Origin of the sequence: Okeania sp. SIO2C2, from assembly GCF_010692625.1 — a bacterium.
Classification (GTDB): Bacteria; Cyanobacteriota; Cyanobacteriia; order Cyanobacteriales; family Microcoleaceae; genus Okeania; species Okeania hirsuta.
Map to the genome: position 1 here is coordinate 109,738 of NZ_JAAHGM010000005.1, position 25,921 is coordinate 135,658.

The following is a 25,921-nucleotide window of genomic DNA, read 5'->3' on the forward strand; positions in this document are numbered from 1 at the left end:
GATAATTAGTGATAAAAAAGACTTTCTTTTTCTTCTTCTTTCTTCCCTCCTGACTCCTGACTCCTGACTCCTGACTCCTTCATCATTTATTTATAACTGTTCAACCGGAGATGATATGACTGGGACATGGCTAGAAAATTAAAAAAATGTTAACTTTTTGATTTTTTAATTATTTGATTATACTCTTGCTCTTATCGGGTTTTAGTTTGGACCAATTGCGATCGCTAAAACCATGAGTCGAACCAATAATTTTAATACTTAGAACTGCAGATTAATGCTATTACTCCAAGAAAAGCTGGAATTCATTAACACTATTGCCCATGAAGGCAAAGTAGTAGTTATTGCGACCGATACTAACGGCAAGATTTTCTACACCATTAAGCAGGATGGCTTTGAAGACTCTTACCTCAATACTCCCGAAGACCAACGCACGGGATGGGAAGATTGGCAAGAACTGGAATTTCCTGATGAAGCAGAGGATGACCAGTCGGTAATAGACAAAGAAACCGCAGAATTAACTCATCAAGATGACCCCAATAAATTTATTCTGCGTTCTCGCTACAGAACTCAGAATGAATCTGCGGCTGCACCAGTACAATTAGTTTCTGGGATGGAACACATTTATGTTTTTCGTCAGTCGAAAGCTAATGCCACCGAAACTACTCCTAATACTTTATTAGTAGACCGTTTTGTCCTCGATGGCATGACTAATCAGCTAGTGCGGAAGTTAGATGTGCGGTTTAAACGCTCTCGGAAAAAATATCAACCCATTGAGAGCATGAAGAAAAAAGCAAATGGTGGGTTAGCAAATATCGACTCTTTGGACTTTCGAGATGCTGATGGTGAGCCATTTTATGAACCAACTACGGAATTGAGCCTCATTACAAATCTTCACAAAGGCTGGTTTTCTGTAGTCTTGTTACCAACTAACGAACATGAAAAATACCGTTGGCATATTTTTGCTTACAATTCTCAAACTCAGAAGATAGAGTTGACAACAATTGGCGCTTCTGAAGAGGGATTATTTGATATTAAGGACTATACCATATTAGAACAGAAACCAGAAGCTAAGAATGCTTTGGTGCCCCGTTCGATTCCTGGAATTATTCATCGGACTTTAGATATTAATAACGTTGAGGTAGCTGACGGTTTTTCTGCCACAAAATACGATATCCAAAGGGAGCAGCAAACTAGAGAGGGGATGCAGCTTTTAAAAAATGCAACCAAGATCATGTTGGCAATTCCCACAAAACAGGGAAATATTGCAGCTTTGAGTTTTGCCGTAGCAGCAGATGGCACTTTGGCAGAGATTGATGAAAACCCAGACTCCCAGACTATTCTCAGGAGCAATAGTCGCGATTTATTATTACCCTTAAATACCCTGGATGAAATTAAAGGAATAGGTGATTCTACACCACCGCCCCAGGGTACAATTACTGCAATAAATAGAGGAGATGAAGACACAGTTCAGATTACTTCTCCCGAAGCAGCGGATTTAATCACTGGTGACATTATTGAAATCACGGATACTCAAAGTTATGATGGCCATTATGTAGCTACTGCCATTGACGAAGATACATTTGAAATTGAGACTAGCTATGTTGATGGAGACATTGGTCGTTGGGAAGTAGTGCCAGAAGAAGAAACAGGTTTAATTTTTGATGGTGCCATCACTGCTTTTGAAAGGGTAGAAAATCAAAAACTAAGAATAACAGCTTTCAATCATGGTCTGGAAGATGGGGATGAAGTTCAAATTATTAATACCAGTGACTATAATAGAACTTTAGCTATTCAGAAGCTTGACGAGGAAAATTTCGTTGTTAACGGTATTAGTTGGCAACCAGGGGAAGCAGTAAATCTGAAATTGAAATCCAGAAAGCGTCGGGGTGTGATGTTTAATGGTGGGGATCAGAAAATTGCTATTCCTGCTATCGAGTTAACCCCTCCATCTACAGAATTTGCTTTCGGTTATACGATTTCAGCTTGGGTTTATGTATCACAGACAGGCAGTGGAGAACAAATAATTGTTTGGGAAAAAGAACAACGTTTCCAACTATTGATTAATAATGGTACTGTGACTCTGAAAGCTAGAATAGGTAATAGTAATAAACAAGTCACTGATACCGCAACGATCCCTACAAATCAATGGGTGCATTATGCTGGCGTGATTGCTTCTGATGGTGCAAGTGACAGTACAACTTTAACTCTTTGTAAAAATGGTCAGCAGTTAGGAACTCCTAGAGAATTTGCAGCATTACCCAATACACCAGAAAACTGGCAACCAGAATTTGAGATTGGCAAGTCGTTTGTTGGCAAAATTGCTGATGTACAAATTTGGGATAAAGTTCGTACTGTTCAGGAAATTAAAGACAGTATGTACCTACAGCTAACTGGACGAGAAGTAGATTTAGTAGGTTATTGGCGCTTAGGGGCGATTACTAAAGACAGAAAAGTAGTTGATTTCTCTGCCTACGGAAATGATGGAGTCGTACATGGGGATGCTTTTGTGAGTGCGATTACTCTGAGTCGCACTTTAGGAGATAATACTACCCAAGTAGTTAAGTACAGCAATGATGATTTGGTGGCAGTTAGTGGTGGGGCAACCTATGTAGAAACTTTTGAATTTAAGACCGCTCCTCATGTTAATCCCAATAATGTGAATGGGAATAAATTGTTCAGTTTCTCCTATTGGGGTAAAACAAGTCGCAGTGCTGAGCAAAAGATGACGTTTTCTGGAGCTGACAGTGACTTTGTGTCATTAGGCAATAACTGGTATCAAGCAACTTGTCGCGTTACTGTACCTTATACGGTAGCAATGATGCGTGCTTTTGAAATTGCTGATATTCAAGGTAGTTGGTCAACTTTAGAAATTCGTAAACATGGCATTCAGTTAGTTTCCGATAGTATTACTGAAGTCAAATCTACCGATAGTGTTACTCTGACAACCTTGGCAGATAGTCAGGCAGCATTACCATCTAAGTTGAAAGAACTTGAACAAAAAGAGCAAGAGGAAGCATTACTCCTCAAAGAAAAACGGGAACTAGAACAAAAAATTGCTAATTTGAATCTAGGAGATGTGGAAAGACAAGCAGCTATAAATGCTAAACAGAGTGAAATTTCTAATCAACAGACACTTATTAGCAATCTTGAAGCTCAAAAAAATCAACTTTTTAATACTTATCGAGACGAGCAGAATAATAAATTAAACTACTGGTGTAAACTGGTTTGTCGAGAGAATGAAAATTGGATTGCTCGTATTTATACCGCATCGAAAGGACTTCTTCATGCTGATGTGGGAGCTGATGGCAACCCTTATTACACGAATAACAAGTTTAAGTTTGTAGCAACGAGTAACGGGTATTATCGGATCGTATCACTTTATGAAAACAGAGCTTTGTATGGGAACTATAAAGAATTAGTATATGGCGGAACAAGTGACGGTAGCAAATATGAATGGAAACCAGAATCCTTATCAAATGGTTATTATTTGATTCGCCAACGGGCAAGTGGAGGAGTATTAGATCGTGGTGGCGGTGAGTATAACGTTTGTATTTGGCCAGAACATCAAAAATCTCACCAACAGTGGAAAATAATCCAAATAGGAGGCGTAGCTACCAACAATATTTCTAATGCTCGTTCAGCTTATGAGAGAAAAGAAAGAGAATGGAATCAAGCGAAACAACACTTGATAACTCTTCAAAATGAACTGGCGCTATTACAATTAACCAGTGGGGAGAAAAATACTACAAAAGCTGAACTAGAGGATCGTTTACAGGAAGTCATTGCTGAACTTACTACTGTTCAGAGTTTATTGAATACATTAAACAATAACTTACTCAATGACATAGTAAGTATTCAGGTAACACCACAAACTATGCCCGAAGTGGCTAAAGATAACAAGGAGTTAGTTACTAAAGGGGCCTTCCTAGGATTTGCATCTGCTGCCAGTCGAGTAACAGCTATTGAAACTTGTGAAGGTAATGTGCAACTTAGCTATTTCGATCATCAAGGACGAATGCGGTTGACAAATTATGACGCTACCTCTGACAGTCAAAATACCACTTTTGAACAGTGGGTTGCTGATGAACTTCCTGTTGCTCTGAAACTGTCTAATACTAACTCTAAAATTGAGCTGCTCAAGCCAATTTCTCTACCAAATGAATGGACAATTGAGACTTGGTTTTCCTATCCACTACCGAAGGCTCAAAAAGATTTTAGTCTAGAAGAAGTACTGGAACAACTCAATCAGGATTATCAATCTATTACCAATTTGATTCCCAACCGCTATGAGTTCAGTGATGGTGTGAGTGGAACTGCAATTTCAGATGGTGGCAGAGATATGTATGATGGTGGCAATCTCCTTAGGACTAATTTAGGGGGTTCAATTCCATATTCCAATAATACTATTGCTGGTAGTCAATATGTCGGAGGAAATGGTCGATACTTCACCCGTAAATATCCAGGACTTTTTGTATTTATTGCCGATGTTGATGGAGTAAATAGTTTTGAGATTACAGGAAATCTTGGTGCAGACTCTCATGGTTCAGTTGATGGTATAGTCTTAAATACTGAAGTAGGGGGTGTGACTTTCTCTGGGTTTGTCAAGCGTGTTTATGGTACTACCGATCCATCCGTTAACCATCTTGTGATTTTAGAAAATAATGGCTCTGCTACTCACCAATTTTCTACAAACACCGATCACGATCAACATCTGATATCAAATATTTCAGGTACTAAGCGTATATACTACCTGCTCTATGCAGGAGGTACTACGGAAAAAATTGATGATACTCAAACTCAGAGTATTATGAATGCCTTCTTGAATATCTGCGTGAGGGTAGTAGCATCAAGTCAGACCTTAATTACTACAATTGATGGAGAGCGTATTGATGTTTTTACAGAGAATAATAATGCAAAATTAGGTATTTTTCTCCGAAATCAATTTTACGACAGTGGCTATAATCTAGAAGAATTGTCTGTAGGTTGGCATCACCTAACTGCTGTAGGTAAAGAATCAACAACAAAGTTCTATATTAATGGTAAAGAAGTTGCTGATGTCCAACAAGCAATTCTGGAGGCAGAGACTGATGAAGACACGAGGAAACAACTAGAGCAAGAAAGCTTCAAAATTACTGGTTATTTCTCAACTATCGGTAATAGCATATCAGGTTCTCAACAATTCGGTAAAATTTCTGAATACCGTATTTGGAACATTGCTCTGAGTGATGCAGAAATTGCGATTAATAGTAAAACTAGACTCACTGGTAATGAGCCAGGATTAGTCGCTTACTATCCTCTGAATGAAGCTACAGGTACTGAAGTCAGAGACTTGACTGGTAGCGGTAACAATGGAACAGTATTTGGTGGTACTTGGTGGGGTTGTACTGCTCCCATTGGTAACTTAGGTCATCAAGTGATGGAGTTTAATGGCGAAGGTGATTATATCAGTCCTAACTCAAGTCTATTAAACAACTTATCATCTTTCACCATTGAGGGGTGGATAAAACCTGCTTCCTTGCCCAATGCTAGTCTTTTCGGTCAAAATGATGCCATAGAATTTGGATTTAACAGCGAGAAAAAATTGATAGGATGGGTTGCTATCAATAGTTTGGTACAAACAGATTATTCATATCCTGTTAATGAATGGCATCATGTTGCCTTGGTGGGTAATGGCAGTAAATTATCGCTCTATATTGATGGAGTCGAAAAAACTAGCACCCCCCATGGAACAGTCAACAACTATGGTAGCTCTACAGACTCATTTCAAATTGGTGCTGGTGTTTGGTCTGGAGGAACATTAGACCCATTCCACGGTCAAATGGCCGAAGTCCGTGTCTGGAATAAAGCTCGCAGTGCGGAAGAAATTAAAGCTGATATGCGTCAACGTCTGACAGGTCAAGAGTCAGGCTTACTTGCCTATTTCCCACTCAATGAAGTTATACCAGACGATTCAACAAAAAAAGTTCTCGATCTTAGCGGTAACGAGCATCATGGTACTGTCAATGGAGCAATGATTAAAGGTGATAATACCTTGCCCATTGGTAGCAATGCTGTAGTCAGTGCCGAATACAGCACTATTGGGGTTGAAAAAATTACCAATAAAAAATATGCCACCATGAGACGTTTCCTAGCTAGTCCCGCCCTCAATGGTGCAGAGTTATTGCCAGATAAGCGGATTGAAGAATTAGAACTGAAGTGGATAGGTAATGCTCAGTTTGCGCCTACCCTCTTAGGGTATATCGAAGGAGCGCCACCAGTACCGAGCGAAAACCTGAGTGTCAAGATAGACTACAACAATGCAACCTCTGTAGAAGTAGGTATGTCCGAAGATGTAGCATTTAGCTGGAACCGTTACCAAGAAGTGGGTTTAGGGGCATCAGTTAATCTGTTTATGGGAGCGAGCAACGTCTCATATGCTGGTCTTGGGGTGATGACAAAAGCATCAGATATACGAGCAGGTTTCAAAGGTAATCTTGACCTCAGCTATAATTTCTTAAATCAAACCAGCGTTAGCTCTAGTTCATCCATAACCATGACCGATCGCTTAGAACTGCGGGGCAGCTATGAAACTGGTATTCAATTTCCCCATTTGGGTCAGCGTTTTATACCCAAAAATGTCGGTTATGCTTTGGTGGTTTCGAGTTTAGCAGATGTGTTTATTACTCGCCTCAAACGCACCAAGAAAATGATTGGTTATCAAGTGCAACCTGTAGATGGTATTCCACCAGATATTAATACCATTACCTTCTTGATTAATCCAACTTATACTATGAACGGTAGCTTGGATGGGATGACAGGTTCTAGCGCTAGTAGCGATCGCTTTTTCCGCCATGTCCCGGAAATGCGGGATCAATATGGTTCTCTATATCCTGCTAGTTACTATCGTCTCCAGGAAGCTTACAACCTCAAACAAAAGATTGAGAATGAAGATAAACGGCGAGAGTCATATTTTGCTCAATTTAACGCACTGCTTGTGGATGAAGCATCCTTGGAACGAGAAGCAAGCAAAGGAGAAGCGCCATCAGAAATATCTCTGGAGCGGGAAGAAGATAAACCTGATGAGAATATGACTGAGGAGGAGAGAAAAGAGCAAGAAGCAGCAGAACAAAAACAGCGGGAAGAGGAAGCAAGGTCTGGTGCTTTGGAGCAGTCAGATGCTGCTCAACAGAAACAGGCAGAAATTAGCTCCAGAATTCAAGATCAGGATTCGAGAGTCCACGCCACAGATAGTTTTGCTGGTTGGCAACGGAAAATGGAAAGTATCCAAATTAGGGCTGGAAAGCGTAATATAGTTAACAATTACGTTTGGGATGCTGATGGCGGGTTACGCACAGAAGCACAGAGTTTTGCCAATACTGCCGAACATACTATTGGTGGTTCATTCGATCTCTACGCTGGTTTAGGTTTAGAGGGCAACTTTGGATTTTTTGGTGCGGCAGTTGAATTAACTGCTCAAGCTACTGTCAAGATGACTCAAACTATGACTAAAACTGAAAGTCGTAGCAAGGGTTTTCAGTTATATGTAGATTTGAGTGGTGTAGAAAGTATTGGAATTACTGACGCCGATGACTACCCCATTCGGCCAGGGGAAAAGGTAGACCGCTATCGGTTTATGAGTTTTTACCTCGAAGGTAGTACCAAAAACTTCAATGATTTCTTCGACTATGTAGTTGATCCCGAATGGCTCGCTAGTAATGATGAAGAAGCTCGTGCTTTGCGTCAAGCAAGGGGGAAAGCTAATAAAACTTGGCGAGTGCTACACCGAGTTACTTATGTGGAACGTCCAGCGTTGATGGGCTTTGGTCGGGATATTCGCAAGCAACAAGATCCGGATCAAATAACCGCAGAAGTTGTTAATTATTTTGACTCCCTAGAAGGGAAAAATCAAAGTATACAAGGTGAACTTGCAGATATTCGAGGTAAACTTACAGAGCTAAAATCTTTGCTGGAAAATCTATAGATATCTCGAAATACGATCCCCCTAAATCCCCCTTGAAAAGGGGGACTTTGAAGGCGTCTCCCTTTTTAAGGCGGGGGGATTCTCGGTAGACAGAGATTTTAATGCTGCGGTCAACCTAGAAAACTATGTGCAGAAGTAGCTTGAGTTCCAAGCGATTTCAAGCCTGCTCTTGAAGATAAGTTGCAGACTGCGGTCAGTGGTATATGCGTGAAACAGGAAGCTAGCTCCAAAGCTCAGAATATGTTTTGGGTAAGTTTGGGTAAGTTCAGTAGAACGGATTCTAAAACTGTACTTCATCATAGATTAAAAAACTGCTATACCAAGCTGATTATTATGGCTAATTAAAAAAGCAATCAGCAAGTCAGCAGTCAGCAGTAAACGTTTAGAAGGGAATTTCAACCCCTCCCAAACCTTCCGGTTTATAGAAACCGGGGATTTAAACCCAAAGCTATAAAAGCTGATAACTGAATGCTAAAAGCTAATAGCTAGCCAGTAGGTTGGGTTAAACGACAGTGAAACCCAACAAAACCTTACTAATGTTGGGTTTATCCTAACGGATAAGCTCCGCTAACGTTCCTCAACCCAACCTACGCCTGGAAAATCTATAGACATCTCGAAAAAAGAATGTAGGAACTTTCTATGGAAGGTTCCTACAAAACTTATCCATTACTATACCAGGAATGCCGATAAAGTGTTAATGAATTTGAATTAATTAATTATTATGCCAACACCAAGCAGATCTAAGGCTAAGAATTTTGCTAATCAACAAAAAGCTAGAAGAAGAGCAACCCCTAAAAACCAGTTAGTTCATACAACTAAAAAAGTTGTAGTTAAAAAAGCTCGGAAAGCTTTGTGGAAGAAAAAGGGACGTAACATCCCTCGTCAGAAACCATTTGCATTCAAAAAAGACAGCAGAGGAATATGGTCTTATGAAGGTCGGGCAGCATTTACTCAGAAAACACGCACTGACATACCAGTCAAGATAGGAGACCATCGACGACACATCATTCCTTCTCATTTACTTCTTGATGCTTTTACGGCATACATTAACGATAACCTCGATGATATAGACAGTGAAGTAACTACATTTATTAACAATAAAGGAATAATATATAGAGGAAAAACCTTGGCTGATAAGTTAAGAGCTGTTTCCACATATCTTCAAAATAACCAAAAAAATTTGTTCCCAGAAAGCGGCGGGGAAAATGTAGCGATTGGCTTTTTACCTAAAGATTTACGAAAGATATTGAATAATACTAGCATTAATACTATCTCAAAAATGCGGACTCAAGTAGAAAATTTGAAGACACAAAATTATCCTGGGACTGGTTCAACGCAGGCTAAAAACGAGATAGTAAATGTGTTATTGGAGTTGATAGATGAGATGAGCAGAGATGATTATGAGGATGTCAAACTACTTTTTGAAGAATCAATTATTCCTTCACTTGAGTTAGACTTGAATAAGTCACAAGGTATGATCAATCAGAATCAGAAGGTTATTGAAATCATGGGCGATCTTTACCAAATAAAGGAGAAAGGGGGTTTAGATTTCTTCCAAATTATGGAGGAGTTTCTGAATTTACCACAAAACTAAGTCAAAGATACAGAAATTGGCATTATAGAAAGAGGACAAAAACGAATTTTTGACCCATTGTTATGGTGTGAATAGCGATCGCCTTCATCAAACTCCAGTTGAGGGCATGAGTTTGTTTATTGCAGAGGGCGATCGCTCAACTTCATCGTGTCTCCGCGTCCCCGCGTCCCCGTGTCTATTGAGAATGAAACAGCCCTGGGGGGCAAGGGGGGATGCCTTCTTCCTTCTTCCTTCTTCCTTAACTACTGGGGGGTTTGGGGGGCTATAAGTCCCGCGTTGTATGCTCCGCATCAACGTCGGGATACATGGACACCCCAAGCTTTTCGATTCCCCTCAATGGGGATGAGAAAAGCAACACTCTAGCGTGATTTAGTTGACAATTATACATACAGTCATTATAATACCTAACCTAAGAAACAAAAGTTGATTCTTGAATGCTACTGAAATATAAGTACAAGCTCAAACCACATAAGACTCAAGGGGTGATTATATCTAATTGGTTGTCCATGGCTAGAAAGCAATATAATTACCGTTTAGCTGAAAGGTTGTATTGGTTTGAATCAACGCGCACACCAGTAAACACTTGTCCACTTAATGTGTCAGTAGTACCAGTAGAACGAATTTATCAAAACATTCCTGAGTTTAGAACACAAACAAGAGACGGTAGAAAAAAAGACAGTAGTGGTAATTCAATAACTAAGAAAGGGGATAAACATCCAAATATAGTCAATGGTTATGTTTTATGGGAGACTGTTCAACTAGCAGATTTAGCACAGACTAAAAAACTCTTCCCTGAATACAAGTCCATGCATTCTCAGGTTCTGCAAGATGTTATTCAGCGTGTACAAACTACTATGGATAACTTTACCAAACCTGACAAAAACGGTAAAACCAGTGGGAGGCCGAAATTCAAAGGGAAGCATTATTATAATTCCTTCAGTTATCCTCAGTTATCAAATACCAATATTGTTAAAAATGCTAAGGGTCGTTTTTGTATCAATTTACCAAAAATTGGCTTAGTCCCTTTTGTCTTCAATCGCCCAATACCAGAAGGATTCAAGGTTAAGACAGGAACAGTAATCCGCGAAGCGGATGGCTGGTATATCAGCTTAACGATAGAAGATAAGACTGTCCCTGTAGAGGTTGCAGAAATTCAACCCACTAAAGAAAACTCAAAAGGTATTGATTTGGGATTGTTGCACTATGCTGTTACCAGTGATGGTGAATTTATAGAAGTACCTAAGTTTTTTAGATTATCTGAGCATCGTTTATCTAAACTTCAGGTGAGATTGGCTAAAAAGTCCAAGCATTCCAAACCTTGGAAAATTCTCAAGCGTAAAATAGCTAAACTTCATCAACTAATAGCTAGACAGCGACTGGACTGGCAATTCAAGCTTGCTTACCATCTGTTTTCAGATGTAAGGGTGATATTCCTTGAAGACCTACAGGTAGCTTCTTTACTCCGACGTTGCAAAGTAAAATTAGGTGATCATGGTCAGTTTTTGCCCAACGGTCAATCAGCTAAGTCAGGATTGAATAAGTCTTTACAAGATGCAGCTTTTGGTCAGTTTGTTCAAGTCTTAGAGTATGTAGCTTGGAAACTTGGCAAAAGAATTATCAAAGTAGACCCAAAAGGTACATCTCAACATTGTTGGCAATGCTTAAGTAAAGTTCCTAAAAGCTTATCAGAGCGTTGGCATTCTTGCAGTAATTGTGGCCAAGAACTCGACAGAGACTATAACTCAGCACTTCTAATACAGAAAATTGGATTGCTATCAACACAGGGGGAGGACATCACCTCTGTTAAAACTGCGGTTAGGGTTTCCCAGACTGAAGAATCCCGCGTTCGTCATGTCGCGTAAGTGCAACGTCGGGAGTATGTCAAAATATTAAACCCGTAATCATACCAGCTAATAATATAAAACCAATCCAAACATTTTGTCTAAATATCTGACCGTAGGGTTTTAAAATTTCTTCTTGCCGTAATTTTCCATATTGAATAGACCAGAAAACTGTAGCAATACCAAGAGCTATCCAAAAGCCAAAATGTAGCTCCATTTCTACTCCTAATACTCCCAATAAAACGGCAGTCAAAAAGAAAAATATAGCTACAGCATTAGCTGCATATTCACCAAAAAATAGAGCGCTCGAATTAACCCCTAAAAGTCGGTCATCTTCCCGATCGCTCATCGCATAAACCGTATCAAAACCCAAAGTCCAAACAATAGTAGCGCCCCACAAAATCCAGGTAGCAGTGTCCAACTCAGCTACTGCAGCACTCCAACTAATTAATACCGCAAAACCCCAAGCAATAGATAATACTAACTGAGGTACTGGAAAAAATCGCTTGGCCAGGGGATAACAAATAATCACCGGAATTGCTGCTACGGATAGCCAAAAACTGAGTCGGTTGAGATAAAGTGCTATGACTCCAGCACAGGCAAAGGCAATAATGGCAATAACAATACCTGTTTGAATAGTCAAAGCACGGGACGCCAGGGGGCGATCGCGAGTTCTCTCCACTTCTGGGTCAATATCTCGGTCCCACAAATCGTTAATTACACAACCTGCTGCACTGGTGGCCAGAGTCCCGACAATAATTACTCCGACTAATGGTAAGGGTGGCGTTGCATGAGTAGCCAAAAATATAGCCCATAGAGCAGGAATCATTAAAATTAAGCGTCCGGCTGGTTTATCCCATCTCAGAAGCTTGATTACTTTCATCAAGGTTGATTCTGATTGAGGAGGTTGATAAGATTGGGTCATTTCAGTTATCAGTTATCAGTTATCAGTTATCAGTACCTCTAGCTTCAGCCATAAACTTGAAATACTGAAGTTTATTTTTTTATTTCCTTTATTACCTTAAATAAAGGTATTTTGTCAAGGGTTATATCAAATCCGTTTAATTTGGTATAAAAAAATGTTTGATCTTCACCCAGAACCCAAATCTTTCTAAATAGACATCTCCAGAAAAGAGGGAATAGGGGGAAAGAACTGATAATTTATGTACAATAATTGATTTTATTTTTTATTTTTGGAGATGTCTAATGCAGTTCTCTCCTGACTCCTGACTTTTGACTCCTAATTTATCAAAATAATTGGGTCTAAAACTCAGCCTTTTAAGGCGAAATATTTTTGGAGCGAAGCTCAAATCCCTTACTTCCCCTCCTAGGAGGGGGAGGGGCGAGGGGTGGGTTAACTTCTGACTTCTGACTTCTGACTTCTGACTTCTGACTTCGTTAAACCAATGCTACCGGATTTGATATTAAAGGCCATATTACCGATTTTCAATGATAATGACACAGATGACATTATTTAATCTAAAATTTAGGCAACTTGTTAAATTTGAACACATTTATAAAATATGGTTACATCAGTTCCTTTAGTAAAAATACCCTTGATATCGGAAAACCGAGAACGGATCTTGGCAGCGATAGATATGGGTACTAACTCTCTACATTTGGTAGTAGTGAAAATAGACCCAACTTTACCCGCTTTTACAATTATTGACCGAGACAAAGAAACGGTAAGACTCGGAGACTGTGAAGCAAATGGTAATTTGAAAGCTGAAATTATGAATAGAGCGATCGCTACCTTAGAGCGCTTCCAAAAAATTGCTAAAAGTGCCAATGCGGAGCAAATTATTGCTGTAGCTACCAGTGCTGTAAGAGAAGCACCCAATGGCACAGTTTTTCTCAATAAAATTGCTGATGAGTTAGACTTGTATGTTAACTTAATCTCTGGTCAAGAAGAAGCTCGCCGAATTTATCTCGGGGTGCTTTCAGCAATGGAGTTTAACAACAAACCCCATGTCATTATTGATATCGGTGGAGGTTCCACAGAGTTAATATTAGGTGACGGTAATGCACCACGGACTCTGAGCAGTACAAAGGTAGGTGCAGTACGTTTGACCAAAGAATTTGTTACTACTGACCCCATTAACAAAATAGAATTTGCCTATCTGCGAGCTTACATTAGGGGTTTATTGGAACGTCCGACAGAGGAGTTATTAGCTAATATCCAGGAAGGTGAAAAACCACAGTTAGTGGGTACTTCTGGCACAATTGAAGCATTGGCGAATATTCATGCTTATGAAAAATTCGGGAATGCACCGACTTCCCTAGCAGGTTATCAGTTTAGTTTAGCTGAGTTGGAAGGGTTAGTTAATAAGTTGAAAAAGCTGTCAGTCTCCGAACGGCAAGAGTTACCGGGAATGTCACAGAAGCGTTCGGAAATTATTTTGGCAGGTGCTTTAGTATTAAAAGAGGCAATGAGTTTATTGGGAATGGAGTCAATAATTGTTTGCGAACGTAGTTTGCGGGAGGGAGTAATAGTTGACTGGATGTTGAATCATAGTTTGATATACGATCGCCTCCGTTTCCAAAGTTCCATTCGTCAGCGTAATACCCTAAAAATTGCTCAAAAATACCAAGTAAATTTGGAATGTAGCGAGCGGGTTGCTTCTTGGGCACTAAATTTATTTGACGAAACTAAAGGAGTGCTACATGAGTGGGGGAATGATGAACGAGAGTTATTATGGGCAGCTGGAATTTTGCATAACTGTGGTTTATATGTGAGTCATTCATCGCACCATAAACATTCTTATTATTTGATTAGAAATGGAGAATTATTGGGTTATAGCGAGATTGAGATTGAAGTAATTGCTAATTTGGCTCGTTATCACCGTAAGAGTTTACCGAAGAAAAAGCACGAAAATTATCAAGGTTTACCAAAAAAATATCAACAGATGGTATCTCAGTTGAGTGCGTTGTTGCGGTTAGCGATCGCTTTAGACCGACGACAAAAAGGAGCGATCGCTGACGTGAAATGTGAATTCAACCAAGATAAGCAGGAATTTTATATGTGGTTACGGCCAGCTAACCCTAAAGATGACTGTGCTTTGGAGTTGTGGAATTTAGATTATAAGAAGGAGGCGTTTGAACAAGAGTTTGCTTTGAAGTTGATAGCAAAGTTGGAACCTATGATGGCATCTGTATAGTTTTTGGCAGGGGAGTGTGGGGAGATGGGGAGTGTGGGAATTTGGGGAGATGGGGAGTGTGGGGAGATGGGGAGATGGGGAGATGGGGAGATGGGGAGGTGGGGAGATGGGGAGGTGGGGAGATGGGGAGATGGGGAGGGTGGGGAGATGGGGAGATGGGGAGAAGGGGGGAGGGGGAAGAGGGGGAGAGGGGACCGTTGATGCCTGTGGACGGAGTGCTGCTGACAGTTCCGGTAGTTTGCGTAGCATTCCGTAGGAAAGCAGGAAGTAAACAGTAAAATGTCGCTATATGACCTTTTATGTCGGTTTTATGAAGCAGTAAAAGCATATCCCCTATGGTAGAGAATGGTCATCAATCCATAAAGCGGGGATAAAAGGTCAAAAGTATACCTAATCTCGCGGTCAATACAGACTGAGCAAGTCCGTATGGATAACACAAATGAAGGAACAATAGAACCGTCTACGCTAGTTACTAGCGAAAAGAGATTGATACGCTAGGCGAACCAAAAGGTCACAAATATTAGGAATCAACAGAGTTCTCTTCTAGTTGATAAGCACTTCCTCCCAAAGGCGGATAGTTCCATCCTAAGCGGATAAAACAATGATTATTCGGAACAAAATAACCCTGGTATTTACTCTGTGAGGAGGTCGATACCCACAGTAGTCAACCAAGACGCAAACTCTAGGAAACTAGGTAGTACTGGGGAAAGATTGGGTCAGAAAGCGAACGCCTAGCTGTAATGGTTGGGATCTGCTCACAGACTCACGATGTAACGGAAGATAAGCCTGTTAGTAGCAAGTAATGTTATGAACACTGAGTTAACACCGATGTATAAATGGAAGGACATCCCCTGGCGAAAGTTGGAAAGGATGGTCTTTAAGCTACAGAAACGGATTTATTCAAGCGTCTCGTTGTGGCAACGTAGCATTAGTTCACAAACTCCAAAAGTTGCTCGTTAAATCTTGGTCAGCCAAAGCTATTATAAAGCAGGTAAATGTCGTTCAGGAAAAGATACAAAAGAAGCAAAAAGGAATATGCCTCTACTGTGGATTACATTTTCAAGATGGAGACATTATCTAACTTGACCATATCGTCCCTAAGTCATTAGGCGGAAAGGATGAATATAAAAACTGGCAATTACTGCTTCATAAAACCGATATAAAACGTCACATAGAGTGATATTCTACTGTTTACTTCCTGCTTTCCTACGGAATGCTACGCAAACCACCGGAACTGTCGGCAGCACTCCGTCCACAGGCATTCACGATCAAGCCGACCGCATTTCGCAAATTGATACTTGCGTTTAAATCTCTATCTATTGACAAGCCACAGTCAGGGCAATCATACGTTCTCAGGCTTAACGGCATATCTTGGACGTGACCACACCTGCAACAAGTCTTTGATGATGGAAAAAATCTATCTACTACTACTAATTCTGAACAGTACCATTGGCATTTATATTCTAGCTCCATCGACACTGCCACGATACTAAGACTTTCATTGATAGAAGTTATGGCACAAAATCTGACTGTACATAGTGTCAAGCCCAAACCACTGTTTGATATTCCAAAGAATTATCGTTGGATAGAAGATATGTTGGTGGTGAGGTAGACTTGGCAAGTCCCGTTTCATTGAGGAGCGGAGTGAAGAGAAATTTTCACGCTCCGTTTTGGAGAGCAACGCCTCTGGTGAGGGAGTCGTTGACTTTAATCTATAACTCAGCACTTCTGATACAGAAAATAGGATTATTATCAACACAGGGGGAGAACATCACCTCACACGAAACTGCGATTCGTTTACTTGCGAGTTGAAGAATCCCGCGTTGTCCCGTAAGGGCAACGTCGGGAGTATGTCAAACAGACAGAAAGAATTACTTACTAGGCCACTCAGTGTGGAAGAATTCACCACGAGGTTTATCAGTACGCTCATAAGTGTGAGCGCCGAAATAATCCCGTTGAGCCTGAGTCAAGTTTTGAGGTAAAGTTGCTCGACGATAACTATCAAAATAATCCAGAGAAGCACTAAAGGCAGGAACAGGTAATCCTAAATTAGCAGCAGTGGCAACAACTTCCCTCCAAGCATCTTGGCGATCGAGAATAGTTTGCTTAAACTCTGGTGCTAACAATAAATTAGGTAGACCAGGATTTTCATCAAAAGCTTTCTTAATTTTATTCAAAAATCCAGCCCGAATAATACAACCACCTTTCCAAATTCGCGCCGACTCACCCAAATTCAGATTGTAATTAAATTCCTTGGATGCGGCAGCCAACAATGCCATACCTTGAGCATAAGAACAAATCTTAGAACAATACAAAGCATCCCGCACTTTGTCGATCATAACTTTGGCATCGCCTTCATACTTACCAGTCGGACCTGTTAATTCTTTAGAAGCTGCTACACGCTCATCCTTAATACCAGACATAATCCGAGCATTAACAGCAGCGGTAATAGTTGGAACAGCAACACCCAACTCTAAAGCATTAATTACCGTCCATCTACCTGTACCTTTTTGTCCGGCAGAGTCAATAATCATATCAACTAGATGATTGCTAGTTTCAGTATCTTTCTTGGTAAAGATGTCGGCGGTAATTTCAATTAAGAAAGATTCCAACTCAGGAGTTTTATTCCACTCAGCAAAAATTTCATGGAGTTGTTCGTTACTAATACCAACAGCATTTTTGAGTAAGTCATAAGCTTCAGCAATTAACTGCATATCGCCGTACTCAATGCCGTTGTGTACCATTTTTACATAATGACCAGCACCACCAGGACCGATGTAAGTGACACAAGGACCATCATCAACTTGAGCTGCTATTTTAGTTAAAATTGCTTCTAACTCTTTGTAGGAAGCCTCTGTACCGCCTGGCATTAAACTAGGTCCCCATAAAGCTCCTTCTTCACCACCACTAACTCCCATCCCCATGAAACCTAGTCCGGTGGATTCTAAATCTTTAGTGCGACGTTCTGTGTCTTCGTAGAGGGAGTTACCACCGTCGATAATCATATCATCTTTGTCTAGGAGAGGTTTTAGTTGTTCGATGACTTTATCAACTGGTCCTCCTGCTTTTACCATAACTAGGATTCTGCGGGGTCTTTCTAGAGATTGGACAAAATCTTCTAGAGTGTAAGCAGCATGGACGTTTTTACCTTGTGCCCGCTCTGCCATAAATTTCTCGGTTTTATCGCTACTGCGATTGTATACGGAGATGGGAAATCCATTGCGTTCTACGTTGAGAGCTAGGTTTTCTCCCATTACAGCTAGACCGATAACACCAAATTTTTGCTGTCCCATAATCTTTTGACTTCCCTGAGTTTCTCTACTAAATTTTAAGTACAGTTTTTAGATTACAGGTGTTTTTTTTTGACTTTTTCTAGTAAAGGTTTTTTTTAAGATTTCAAGTATAGCTTGATACAAAAAAACGTATTTAATACAAATTAATAATTCTGTATCAATCAATTCAGTGTTATAGATAATTTGCTTCAATAGTTTAAAGTTTAACTAAACATAAAATTATAATCTATATTATTATCAGGGAATGATTTTTTTTTATTTTGTCTTAATTATAAAGTGAAGTTCATAATTACTATATTTAGAAGGCTCCCAATATTATCTTTGATTTACTGTAGAATAAACTGTGCATAATATATAACTCTATAACCACCCGTAATTATATAAGAAATTAATAATTTTTCTAGCACACTAAAGGAGAGAAACTTAGTAACGCTAGGAGTATATTTGGGAAATAAATCAATAAAATATTGTTCATAATTGATGATCAATTAAAAGTAAATCAAAATCATGATTTGTACAAAGTGTTAAATGAAATGAAGCTAAATAATCAATTAATTATAAACATTTATCTAAACTATTAGATAGATGGAGAATAAAAGTATCAAGTGTAATAAATTAAAAAAGCTTTGTGTTGTACTAGAACAAAGATGTTAATTTTCTTTGGGCAAAAAAGATAAACTATTAAGGAAGGCAAGCTACCTTTTGGGAAAGGTTCACCGATGGCTGATAGATTACAGTAATCAATACAAGAATTGTAGACTGAATCAACTAGGCAAAAAAACAGTAGACCCCGCGACGACTAAAGTATTAAAGGAACCCGCACCAAGAGAGATTATTAAAAACTCAATAAATTCACTAAATAATTAATATTTTTAGGTTTTAAGACTCTCCTTTTGAGAAAAAAAATCATTCTTATATTTTTTTAGTCAATCCTCTTTTTTGAAGAAAAGGTAATTATTTAAAAGTTTAGTAGGGTATAAAATTATTAGTAGGGTATAAAATTAAAGGTTATTAACTTTTCCCAGAAAGTATGAAACTACGATTCCTGTTCCCTATGTGAAGCTCCAGTGCTTCCTTTTTGCCAGATAATTTTACACAACTGCCCCGAGTGCTATATTTATTTGTATTCAGGGCAGCCAAAAATTAGTATAGTTAGAGTTGTCAGATATGCTGATGGTTATTATTGTTAGTTTTGAGTAAATTGTATAGAAAAAAATCTAATAATTTTGAAATTTAGGAAATTAAACTCTCCTTTCTCATAGCAAATATAGCGATCGCCATTACTGTATTTGACATATCAAAAGCTTAAAACTCAGACAACGTCAGATTTTTCCTTCTTCCTTCTGCTATATTAAAAATTTTGCTACATTTAGCTAGCGGTCAAAGTAGGCAAACAGCCCTTTGCCCCTACAGTCGGACTAAGGAAATACAGAAGAACTTAATTCCGAAGTAATAATACGTTCTCCATCAATTTGGAGTGAAGCGTGAAAGATGTTTGTTTTGAGAGTCGAATTAAACATAGTATTAGTATTGATAATTGGCATAATTCAAGAGGTAATTTATGGATGAATTAAAGTATCTTGCTAATTGGGTAAAAGAGCAACACGCTCAGGAATATATTTTGACTTGGTTATTGAATCAGCCCGGACTTTGGTGGTCTGATGGAGAAGCTTATCAGGCTGCTTTACAAAAATCTGGGAAATTATTGAGGGAGTATGTTCAAAAAAACCAAAGTGGAGATTTATTTCAAGGTATTGCTGAAAAAATTGTAGATGATGAAAGTTGGAATGAAGTGGCAGAGTCTCTGGCAAAAATTATTTCTGTTTATCAACAGGAGTTAGTAAGATTACAAGATTTTACTCGGCATCAAAACAATCAAAATATTTTAAAAAAAAATCTAAATAGTGATGATTTATCTGTTGAAGACAATGAAGACATGGAAGTACAAGAAGCTTTGCCCGATCCGTTTGCAGATGCTTTAACTGGTCAGGGTTAACAAAGTCAGAAGTCAAAAGTTAACCCACCCCTAACCCCTCCTGGGAGGGGAAGTAGGGAATTTGAGCCTTCCTCCAAACACATTTCGCCTTATACCAATTTCATGAAATATTGCTACAGTGCTTTTGTCTGCTGGTCGGAATTTAGAGATTAATACTGTAATGACCTTTTTTGAATTTGGTATTAAAGGGGGGAGGGTTAACGAAGTCAGAAGTCAGAAGTTAACCCACCCCTAACCCCTCCGGTGGAGGGGAAGTAGGGAATTTGAGCCTTCCTCCAAACACATTTCGCCTTATACCAATTTCATAAAATATTGCTACAGTGGTTTTCTCTGCTGGTCGGAATTTAGAGATTAATACTGTAACGACCTTTTTTGAATTTGGTATTAAAAGGCGGGGTTTTATATCATGTCTCTTTAAATAACCACTTCGGACCATATCCGGATAAGAGCGCGATAGAACTCTGTTCCGCGCTCCGCGTTAACGCGCGTTGTGCGCCAGCAAACGAAAAAATTTTCTCTTTTTCCTCCTCTTATTTCTTGCTGCCCTCCTGACTCCTGAGAACTGACTCCTCACAACAGTTATGTATAAGTATTCAAACCGAACATGATATAACATAGTTTCTATCCCATAAAACATTCCCTTATAGGAGAACCCCGGACTTCTACCTATTTTTGTGAAATTAAAACCATGACAGGAAAAGCTTTTGACCAATTCTGGCATCTCATATCAGGTGCATCAACCCTAAACCCAGAAGTTTATAACCAAATTAATAGTTTGCCCCAAAGCATTCAGGTAGCATTAACTGTAGTCTTAATTGCTGGTTTAGCACAAGCGATCGCTCAATGCGTTGTACTATTCATTAACAAGGTTAAACGATTACGCTTTGTTCTCAGTCTAGGAATTTCAGCCATTATATTTGTCTTTAGTTTCGGGTTTTGGGCAATAAGTCTTTGGTTAGTCAGTCACCTCATCTTCAATATCAACTTAGAATTACTGACAGTCATCCGTACCCTGGGGTTGAGTTATGCACCCCAGATGTTAAGCTTTCTCATTGGATTACCATATTTTGGTATTCCCATCAGTGTTCTACTGACTCTATGGAGTTTACTGGCAGAAATAACAGCAATACAAGAAATCACACAACTGAATATTTGGGCAGCATTTGCTTGTAATATTTTAGGATGGATTATACATCAGGTATCACAACGCACCATTGGTCGTCCTATTACTGCTTTTGGTCGATGGCTATTAAATCTTGCTGCTGGAACTGAGTTAGTAACAGATAAACAAGAACTAAAAGAAATTGTCATGGCAGGAAACCAATCTAGTTCCTTCCAGATTAGCACCGACCTATTACCCCAAAAAACAGATAAACAGCAAAAGCAAAAAATTAAACCTATCATCAAATATATAGTTGTAGGAATTATTGCTTTTTCCATCGTTATCCTTTTATCACCCCTATCTCAAAACTTTTTCACCATTTGGTACACTGCCCTGAATGACACCTTTAAACTAACCATTAACTTAATATATATAAGTCTAATTGCACTTTTCTGTTCAATAATCTTCACTCCTCTAGAATCCTTAACTTGGTGGGCAGGATGGTATGAACCACCAACTCTCAGATATTCAGGTAGTTTAGTCGAAGAAGTACCAGACCGCCAAGATGCTTCTATTTATGTCTTATACTTGGATGGCATCAACCAAGGTTCCTACCAATACCTACCCATAGTTGAAAATTTTCTCGATCGCCTAGCTAATGCTACACCACCAGATGTAGTAATTATCAAAGGTATTATGCCCTACTCTGCCACAAACCGTTCTCTAACAACAGACCGACCTTTAGCATTTTTGTGGAACATCCTTGATTCTATTGCTCAGAGAAATCCTAATAACCCCATCGCTGGTATTATTAATCTTCGTAATGTTGCAGCGGTTGCTGTTGCAGCAGACCCTCGTTACAGTCTGATTCAAAATCAAGGATTAGCACAAGTGTTATTTGATAGTCTCCTCCATTTTGGTTATCCTCTCGGTAGTCAAAAACCGATCGCTCTGATTGGTTACAGTGGAGGCGGTCAAATGTCTATGGGGGCGGTGCCTTTTCTCAAACAAGCTACAGGGGCACCCATTGAGGCGATTTCTTTGGCGGGGGTAATCAGTGGCAATACTGGAGCAATGGTAGTAGAACGTCTGTATCACCTAGTGGGAGAAAAGGATAGTGTAGAACGATTAGGTCCGATAATGTTTCCTGGAAGATGGCCGATTATGTTCTTATCTAATTGGAATCATGCTAAACGTCGGGGGAAAATTAGTTTTATTTCTCTGGGTCCGGTTGCTCATAACGATGAAATTGGTCCGATGGGAACAGCTATGCTTCCAGATGGTCGTACTCACTTACAGCAAACACTGGATATTATTTCTGGAATTTTAACCAAAAATTGGGTAGCAACAGGGTTAAATCCTGAAGATTTTAGAACTGTTAGTAATTATGAACTCTACAAGCAGTCTTTATGTAATCATCCTAGTTATTATCCTTTAATTCAATCTGTTGATTCGCAACTCTATCAACCTATTAGTAAATGGGTAGGACGTTTAATTTTACCGACTGCTGAGGAAAGGGAGGAGGTTAAAGGTGTATTGTTGGAACTGCTGATGACAGATTCAGAAAATAAACACCGCGTCGGACAGGTTGTGAATTTACGTTGGGGTGATGACTCTCATTTACAAACTTATGTTCAACTTGTTACTACAGATGTTAATTTTGTCGATCGCGTAAGGGTGAGTAAGAGAGAGGGAAATATTCATCCAGAGCGGATTGATAATTGGCAAAATGTCGATCCTCTAGAATCTTTAGCAGGTGCTAGACCGGAAGACGATATGATTGTGGCTTTACCGGAACCTGTAGTAGTTGAGGATACTGGTATAGGTCGCCTCAGTTTATATATTAGTCGCGAACCAATTCAAATTTCTGGTTGTTTTTATGGGTTGGTGAAAATTATCCAGTTTGTAGGAGAAGACTTATTTCGAGTGCGTCACTATAATTCCAGTTCTCAGGAATTTGATGGTGTTGAAGAAATTATTTATATTCCTTCTGTCATTGTTGACCGCAATGGTATTTCACCTTCTCAGAACCAAGGTTTAGAAAATTCTCCTGTAAATGGAAAGGGTTGGTATATTTATGGAGCGAAGAATGCTCAGGGTAAATTTGTCGTACAAGCGATCGCTCCTCGTGCTTTATTTTCCCTGAAACCCAAGAAAATAATCTCTGGAAAAAAAGCCACATTAGACTACATCAATTATAAATATTGGCAAAACCAGGTTGCTCCGAAAGGAGACATTGCAAATATTTTGCTCAACCCTACAGAAAAACAACAGAGTGAAATTTCCCAGACTCCGGTTTGGGAAGAAGGCGAACAAGCTCTATTCATGCACGTCTATGGAGGTATTGGTGGCAGAAAACCAGAATTTTCGCCCTTGGGAATATTTTTCGGTCATTTTGCTTTTGGAATAACAAAGGTAGTACGGGAACCTTTAGCAAATGAACTCCAGTTAAATCTAGAATATCGGCAAATCTATACTCATAACTGTGATGGTATTGTTGCTGGTACTATATCTTGGATGAAATATATGGGCGATCGGCAATGGGGATGGTTAGGAACGCGTCCTACTTCAGAAATTATCATTAAGTTTAAACCCATGACCGAAGATTATGATTTTAACGGTATCAAATTTTCTCCACTCAGTTATATAGTGCAAGAACTTGATGTCATGGCAGCTCGTTATCGGACTGGGGATGGTACTGGTGCAACTGCTGTTAGTCCCATAAACTCCTGCGTGCAAGATTCAAGTCAAGCACTGTATACAGCTTTAAACCGGATGGTAGCTCAGTTAAAATTAAATCCTTTAATTATGAAATGGCTCAGAGAACATCCTGATGATGAGCAAACTCAGCGTTTTACACAATTAGTCAATCTAGTGAAAGCTTTGGAAAATCACTTAACACCCTTGGGAAAAGCACGAGCAGACTGGCGTTCGGAAGCAACAACTTTAGGGGGGTTTCCTGTAGAGACTCCTCTAAAAACTTTATGGCAAGTTGCAGGGAGTTGGCGATCGCTCCTACCTCGGTTTACTAACGACCAACTAGCGATGATTTTTCTCCAGTTTGGTGCTTCCTTATGGGTATTGCGTACTAATCAAGTAGGTGGTTATGACCCAAATATTGAAGCGATCGTGCCTACTGATTTTGTGTTTTTTGTACCCAGGGTAGGGAAGCGACTCACACGGATTATGGCACGGATACACGGATAGGGAAGTGAGGGAGTGGGGGAGTAGGGGAGTCATTTCAGTTATCATATCAAATCCGTTTAATTCGGTATAAAAAAATGTTCCATCTTCAACCATTACCAAATATTTCCCCATCTCCCCATCTCCCCATCTCCCCATCTCCCCATCTCCCCATCTCCCCATCCCCCCATCTCCCCATCCCTCCATCTAATTACACCGATGCTACCGGATTTGATATCAGTTAGCCTCCTATCGGAGGAGCTACGCTAACAGTACCTCTGTAATAAGGAGGCTTGACATCAGAAATATTATCTTTTTTATCCCTTTAAAAGGGGAGGCTTTAGACCATAATTTTTCGGTAATTTTTCCTCAGTTCAATCAATAGTTTAAAACTCAGACTGCGTAAAAGTATTACTTCTCAATTATTTTTTAATTCAAATCAGTATAGGGAAGCAATCCTGCAAGCTTTAAGAGCAGCAAAACAACTACCGAGTCCTAATATCATATTCCAACCCCAGGCTAATAACAGGAAGCAGATAAAAGGTGCTTTAAGGCAAGTCATAATATCTATCTATCCTCAAAGATATCGAGAGCGTAATCTTCTCAAGGGGCATGAGGATTCGGTCAATGGCGTAGCATTTAGTCCTGATGGAGAGACTATAGCCACTGCAAGTGCTGACAAGACAGTAAAGTTATGGAATCGTCAGGGGAAATTACTGCAGACTCTCACTGGCCATGGGAATTCAGTCCTTGGTGTAAAATTTAGTCCTGATGGAGAGATGATTGCCACTGCAAGTGCTGACAAAACAGTAAAGTTATGGAACCGTCAGGGGAAATTATTCCATACTCTCATCGGTCATGAGGATTGGGTCCGTGGTGTAGCATTTAGTCCTGATGGAGAGACTATTGCTTCTGCTGGTTATGATAAAACAGTGAAATTGTGGAATCGTCAGGGGAAATTACTGCATACTCTCATCGGTCATGAGGATTGGGTCAATGATGTAGCATTCAGTCCTGATGGAGAGACTATAGCTACTGCGAGTCGTGACTATACGGTAAAATTGTGGGACCGTCAGGGTCAATTATTGCATACTCTCAGTAATCATAAGGATTCGGTCAATGGCGTAGCATTTAGTCCTGATGGAGAGACTATAGCCACTGCAAGTCGTGACTATAAAGCGAAATTGTGGGACCGTCAGGAGAAATTATTCCAGACTCTCAGTGACCATAAAGATTATGTCAATGGTGTAGCATTTAGTCCTGATGGAGAGACTATAGCAACTGCAAGTGCTGACAAAACAGTGAAGTTGTGGAACCGTCAGGGGAAATTATTGCAGACTCTCACCGGCCATGAGAGTAGGGTCAATGGTGTAGCATTTAGTCCCGATGGAGAGACTATTGCTTCTAGCAGTGGTGACAAAACAGTGAAATTGTGGAACCGTCAAGGGAAATTATTGCAGACTCTCACTGGTCATGAGAATTCGGTCTATGGTGTAACATTTAGTCCTGATGGAGAGACTATAGCAACTGCAAGTCGTGACTATACAGTAAAATTGTGGAACCGTCAAGGGAAATTATTGCAAACTTTCACCAAGCATAAGGATTTCGTCTGGGATGTAGCCTTTAGCCCTGATGGAGAGATTATAGCAACTGTAAGTTATGAATATACAGTGAAATTGTGGAACCGTCAAGGGAAATTATTGCAGACTCTCACTGGTCATGAGAATTCGGTCTATGGTGTAACATTTAGTCCTGATGGAGAGACTATTGCTTCTGCAAGTGCTGACAAGACAG

The 25,921-nt window shown here is 39.6% G+C and carries 12 protein-coding genes and 1 pseudogene; 9 read left to right on the forward strand and 4 right to left on the reverse strand.

What is annotated here, in order from left to right:
- Window positions 1-274 precede the first annotated feature (274 nt).
- The 3 genes from F6K18_RS05180 to F6K18_RS05190 all read left to right on the forward strand — a co-directional run bounded on the left by F6K18_RS05180 (window position 275) and on the right by F6K18_RS05190 (window position 11,416).
- Window positions 275-7,960, forward strand: a complete 7,686-nt coding sequence (locus F6K18_RS05180; RefSeq protein WP_287519299.1) for a LamG-like jellyroll fold domain-containing protein — start codon at window positions 275-277, stop codon at window positions 7,958-7,960.
- Window positions 7,961-8,681: 721 nt separating this feature from the next.
- The gene (locus F6K18_RS05185) at window positions 8,682-9,554 is read left to right on the forward strand and encodes a hypothetical protein (RefSeq protein WP_287519300.1); all 873 of its coding nucleotides are present in this window, start codon (window positions 8,682-8,684) and stop codon (window positions 9,552-9,554) included.
- Between the two features lie 434 nt (window positions 9,555-9,988).
- Complete coding sequence (locus F6K18_RS05190; RefSeq protein ID WP_287519302.1) at window positions 9,989-11,416, forward strand: transposase; 1,428 nt, start codon at window positions 9,989-9,991, stop codon at window positions 11,414-11,416.
- Between the two features lie 19 nt (window positions 11,417-11,435).
- On the opposite strand, the gene F6K18_RS05195 is transcribed toward F6K18_RS05190, so the two are convergent.
- Window positions 11,436-12,320, reverse strand: coding sequence for a 4-hydroxybenzoate solanesyltransferase (locus F6K18_RS05195; protein ID WP_287519303.1), 885 nt, complete (start codon window positions 12,318-12,320; stop codon window positions 11,436-11,438).
- Window positions 12,321-12,918: 598 nt separating this feature from the next.
- Here F6K18_RS05195 and F6K18_RS05200 point away from each other — a divergent pair.
- The 3 genes and pseudogenes from F6K18_RS05200 to F6K18_RS05215 all read left to right on the forward strand — a co-directional run.
- The gene (locus F6K18_RS05200; RefSeq protein WP_287519304.1) at window positions 12,919-14,553 is read left to right on the forward strand and encodes a Ppx/GppA phosphatase family protein; all 1,635 of its coding nucleotides are present in this window, start codon (window positions 12,919-12,921) and stop codon (window positions 14,551-14,553) included.
- Between the two features lie 16 nt (window positions 14,554-14,569).
- A complete protein-coding gene (locus tag F6K18_RS05205; RefSeq protein ID WP_287519306.1) occupies window positions 14,570-14,809 on the forward strand; it encodes an isopentenyl pyrophosphate isomerase in 240 nt (79 codons plus the stop codon).
- An 831-nt stretch (window positions 14,810-15,640) separates the two neighbouring features.
- Window positions 15,641-15,733 (forward strand): annotated as a pseudogene (locus tag F6K18_RS05215) (HNH endonuclease); the annotation flags it as partial.
- Between the two features lie 26 nt (window positions 15,734-15,759).
- On the opposite strand, the gene F6K18_RS05220 reads toward F6K18_RS05215, so the two are convergent.
- The 3 genes from F6K18_RS05220 to F6K18_RS05230 form a co-directional block, all read right to left on the reverse strand.
- Window positions 15,760-16,098, reverse strand: a complete 339-nt coding sequence (locus F6K18_RS05220) for a zinc ribbon domain-containing protein (RefSeq protein ID WP_287519308.1) — start codon at window positions 16,096-16,098, stop codon at window positions 15,760-15,762.
- Window positions 16,099-16,424: 326 nt separating this feature from the next.
- Window positions 16,425-17,846 carry a decarboxylating NADP(+)-dependent phosphogluconate dehydrogenase gene (gene gnd / locus F6K18_RS05225; protein ID WP_287274605.1) on the reverse strand — a complete coding sequence of 474 codons (1,422 nt, stop codon included), beginning with the start codon at window positions 17,844-17,846 and terminating at the stop codon, window positions 16,425-16,427.
- Between the two features lie 1,418 nt (window positions 17,847-19,264).
- The gene (locus F6K18_RS05230; RefSeq protein WP_275670326.1) at window positions 19,265-19,390 is read right to left on the reverse strand and encodes a hypothetical protein; all 126 of its coding nucleotides are present in this window, start codon (window positions 19,388-19,390) and stop codon (window positions 19,265-19,267) included.
- A 17-nt stretch (window positions 19,391-19,407) separates the two neighbouring features.
- Here F6K18_RS05230 and F6K18_RS05235 point away from each other — a divergent pair, with 17 nt between their 5' ends.
- The 3 genes from F6K18_RS05235 to F6K18_RS05245 all read left to right on the forward strand — a co-directional run.
- Entirely contained in the window at window positions 19,408-19,842 is a 435-nt protein-coding gene (locus F6K18_RS05235) for a hypothetical protein (protein WP_287519311.1), read from the forward strand.
- Between the two features lie 688 nt (window positions 19,843-20,530).
- Window positions 20,531-24,151, forward strand: coding sequence for a peptidase (locus F6K18_RS05240; protein WP_287519312.1), 3,621 nt, complete (start codon window positions 20,531-20,533; stop codon window positions 24,149-24,151).
- A 545-nt stretch (window positions 24,152-24,696) separates the two neighbouring features.
- A partial coding sequence (locus tag F6K18_RS05245; protein ID WP_287519324.1) for a WD40 repeat domain-containing protein occupies window positions 24,697-25,921 on the forward strand: 1,225 nt, incomplete at its 3' end.

Bases quoted from the DNA above. Each gene is read 5' to 3' on its own strand.
- F6K18_RS05180 (WP_287519299.1), top strand. From the start codon at position 275: ATGCTATTACTCCAAGAAAAGCTGGAATTCATTAACACTATTGCCCAT.
- F6K18_RS05185 (WP_287519300.1), top strand. From the start codon at position 8,682: ATGCCAACACCAAGCAGATCTAAGGCTAAGAATTTTGCTAATCAACAA.
- F6K18_RS05190 (WP_287519302.1), top strand. From the start codon at position 9,989: ATGCTACTGAAATATAAGTACAAGCTCAAACCACATAAGACTCAAGGG.
- F6K18_RS05195 (WP_287519303.1), bottom strand. From the start codon at position 12,320: ATGACCCAATCTTATCAACCTCCTCAATCAGAATCAACCTTGATGAAA.
- F6K18_RS05200 (WP_287519304.1), top strand. From the start codon at position 12,919: ATGGTTACATCAGTTCCTTTAGTAAAAATACCCTTGATATCGGAAAAC.
- gnd (WP_287274605.1), bottom strand. From the start codon at position 17,846: ATGGGACAGCAAAAATTTGGTGTTATCGGTCTAGCTGTAATGGGAGAA.
- F6K18_RS05230 (WP_275670326.1), bottom strand. From the start codon at position 19,390: ATGCCAATTATCAATACTAATACTATGTTTAATTCGACTCTCAAAACA.
- F6K18_RS05235 (WP_287519311.1), top strand. From the start codon at position 19,408: ATGGATGAATTAAAGTATCTTGCTAATTGGGTAAAAGAGCAACACGCT.
- F6K18_RS05240 (WP_287519312.1), top strand. From the start codon at position 20,531: ATGACAGGAAAAGCTTTTGACCAATTCTGGCATCTCATATCAGGTGCA.